3 protein-coding genes are annotated in these 1594 nt (G+C 40.0%); all 3 read left to right on the top strand.

What is annotated here, in order from left to right; all coding sequences use genetic code 11:
- The coding region (locus F8S12_RS24755; protein ID WP_196518959.1) for a hypothetical protein at positions 1–723 on the top strand (723 nt) is incomplete at its 5' end.
- Positions 724–804: 81 nt separating this feature from the next.
- Positions 805–1167, top strand: coding sequence for a four helix bundle protein (locus F8S12_RS24750; protein ID WP_196518958.1), 363 nt, complete (start codon positions 805–807; stop codon positions 1165–1167).
- A 122-nt stretch (positions 1168–1289) separates the two neighbouring features.
- Positions 1290–1594: DUF6444 domain-containing protein (locus F8S12_RS24745; protein WP_196518957.1), on the top strand; the 305-nt coding region annotated here is incomplete at its 3' end.

Genomic DNA, 1594 nt, shown 5'->3' with positions numbered 1-1594 from the left:
GCTTACCAAAAAGCCTTGGGTGTAGAAGCTGTGCGTGGGGCTATTGGTAAAGAAATAGAAAATTGCAAGACCTCATCTCTGACTCCAGAAGAATCTATTAAATGTTTGGAGGATGCTAAAAATAGGTTAAGCCAAGAGTATCCTAGTTATTTTACTGGTTCTAGTGGACCTTTCTCGTGGATAGTTCAAAAGATTGACAGAATTATTCAAGCACCAGTTGATGCTATCAATAGTGGGGCTAATCCTCTACAAGTAATATTTTCTCCTTTCAGTGCCTATATTGGTTCTTCAGTTATTGAAATTGTTTCGATTGTTTTGATTGGTTTGAATGGAGCTTACCAATGGGCGATTGAACTAACGATGCTGCTAACGGCACTTATCGGACCTTTAGCTGTGGGCGGTTCTTTGTTGCCTTATGGCGGTAAAGCAATTTTTACTTGGCTAACTGGTTATTTTGCTGTAGGTATGGCGAAGCTTTGTTTCAATATTATTGTGGGATTTGCTGGGCAATTAATTGCTACTTCTAGATCAGATCAGCCTCTATTTTTTCTGTTTACGATTGGCATTTTTGCTCCTTTCTTAGCCACTGGATTGGCGGCTGGTGGTGGTTTAGCTGTACTCCAACAAATCAATAAAGCCTCTGAAACCTATAGCTCAATTGCTATTGATGCTAGCAAAGCAGTATTTACAAGGGGTGTTAGTTTAGCTTCAAAATTCAAATAGAGGGAACAGGGAACAGGGAACAGGGAACAGGGAACAGGAAACAGGGAACAGGGAACATAAGAGTAAAATAAGGAGTTTAAAATGTCAGATATTAGTGATTTTAAAGACTTAAAGATTTGGCAAAAGGGCATGGATATAGCAGAAAAGTGCTATTTCTTGACTAAGCTTTTTCCTAAAGATGAACTATATGGCATGGTACAACAAATCAGGAGGTCTGCGGCATCTATTCCAGCTAATATAGCGGAGGGATATGGAAGAAGAACAACGCCTGAGTATATGAGATTTCTGAATATTACCCAAGGGTCAATTAATGAATTAGAAACACATATTATTTTATCTCAACGGGTGGGATTATCTAAGGAAGCAGATATAGAGCCGATTATTTTTTTACTCCGAGAGGAGAGTCGCATGATTATTGCTCTTATTAAAAAGCTACAGCAATAATTTCTGTTCCCTGTTCCCTGTTCCCTGTTCCCTGTTCCCTGTTCCCTCACATAACGTAACCGTTCACAGGATAAGAAACGCTACAGTCAAAAATGGGTTACTGAGGTGGTAGATTAAGAGGCATGGATGAAAACTGCCTCGCCTACGGAATTGAAATTTCCGACTCAGATTGGGAAAAGACTCCAGCCAGCATCAAACAACTGGTGGAGAAAATGGGGCAGCATATAAAGCAATCAGAAAAAAGGCTGGCGGAACTTGAGGTCAAATATCAAGAGTTATTAGAAAAAATCAATTGCACATCAAAAAATTCCAGCATTCCCCCATCGTCAGATCCACCTCATGCGGAAAAAAAACCAGAAAAAAACAAGAGTGGTAAAAAGCGAGGAGGGCAACCAGGACACAAGGGTCATAGTCGGTTTTTGTACGA

Origin of the sequence: Nostoc sp. WHI (assembly GCF_015714725.1) — a bacterium.
Lineage (GTDB): Bacteria > Cyanobacteriota > Cyanobacteriia > Cyanobacteriales > Nostocaceae > Nostoc.
Note: the sequence above shows the minus strand (reverse complement) of the source record. Positions and strands in the feature narration are given on the sequence as shown.

What these genes read in the sequence shown, in the direction of transcription:
- F8S12_RS24750 (WP_196518958.1), top strand. Translation starts at nt 805, where the DNA reads ATGTCAGATATTAGTGATTTTAAAGACTTAAAGATTTGGCAAAAGGGC.